Here is a 1,158-nt window from a genome sequence, read left to right as displayed (position 1 = left end):
ACAAGCTGGATCACGTAAATGACATTCCGATTCCTGACGGGCGGCTCGTAAAAGTAAGAGATAATGATATCCAACTTTTGGCAGAGTGGATAATAGGTTTTACAGAAGAAACAGGTGTCAACACTTTATTCGGCCATGATGCACTCGAAAGAGCTAAAGATATGATTTCAAATGAAAATTACATTTATTTCTGGGAAGTGGATGGATGCCCTGTATCGATGGCGAGAGGCGGGAGATGGACAGATAACGGGATAACCGTGAATTTTGTCTATACACCGAAGCAGTACAGAAAAAAAGGATATGCATCCGCTGTTGTCGCAAAAATAAGCGATATCTTACTGAATGAATTTGATTTCTGTACCCTGTACACCGACCTTGATAACCCGACCTCCAATAAAATTTACAAGAAGATAGGGTATAAGCCAGTCTGCGATTCCCTGATGATCGATGTAAACAATTAAAAAAAATCAACTTTTGTATTGACATCTTTTCAGAAACAAATTAGTATAATAAACAATAAATAAATGAGCGAATGGCTTTGACGAAGAGGAGTACCCTTTGCAAACACTTAAGAGAGCTAGTGGCTGCTGTGAACTAGTGTGGATGCATTGGCGAATGGACTTCCGAGCCTCCAAACCGAACCCTGATGGGGATTAGGCTTTGGCGAATGTCTTATCGTTACAAAAGACACGCATTCAAGCACAATGCTTCGATGCGGTAAAGTGGACTGTTAGTCAGTCAACAAAGGTGGCACCACGGGTATCTCGTCCTTTTTATAAGGAACAGAGATGCCCTTTTTTATTTAAAAAAATTAAATAATCGTAAATCGTTGAATAAGAAGAGTACACTTAAGTGATGCTTTACAGAGAGTCGGGGAATGGTGAGACCTTGGCAGGATAGCTTAAGTCGAATGGACTTAGGAGAGATGACTTGAAACAATAAAGTAGGGTCATACGGGATTCCACCGTTATATGGATAGAATATCGGGTTTTAACCCTTGTATTCGAAATAAAGAGGGAGTAAGTTTCTTACTCCAACCTGAGGTGGCACCGCGGTCAGCATCGTCCTCTATAAACACATGTAATCTGTGTTTATAGGGGACTTTTTTATTTTAACTTTAAACATTTTTAACCCCCGATGTTTCAGTCCAACGGGTGG

Annotated in this window: 1 protein-coding gene and 2 other annotated features; the gene reads left to right on the top strand. The window is 40.3% G+C overall.

What is annotated here, in order from left to right; translation table 11 throughout:
• The coding region (locus HP456_RS24190; protein WP_172255730.1) for a GNAT family N-acetyltransferase at positions 1-461 on the top strand (461 nt) is incomplete at its 5' end.
• Between the two features lie 68 nt (positions 462-529).
• Positions 530-775: a binding site (T-box leader), on the top strand.
• Between the two features lie 45 nt (positions 776-820).
• Positions 821-1,072, top strand: a binding site (T-box leader).
• The last annotated feature ends 86 nt before the right edge of the window (positions 1,073-1,158 follow it).

This window comes from Bacillus haikouensis (assembly GCF_013179555.1).
GTDB lineage: Bacteria > Bacillota > Bacilli > Bacillales > Bacillaceae_B > Rossellomorea > Rossellomorea haikouensis_A.
This window is presented reverse-complemented; position numbering and strand designations above follow the sequence as displayed.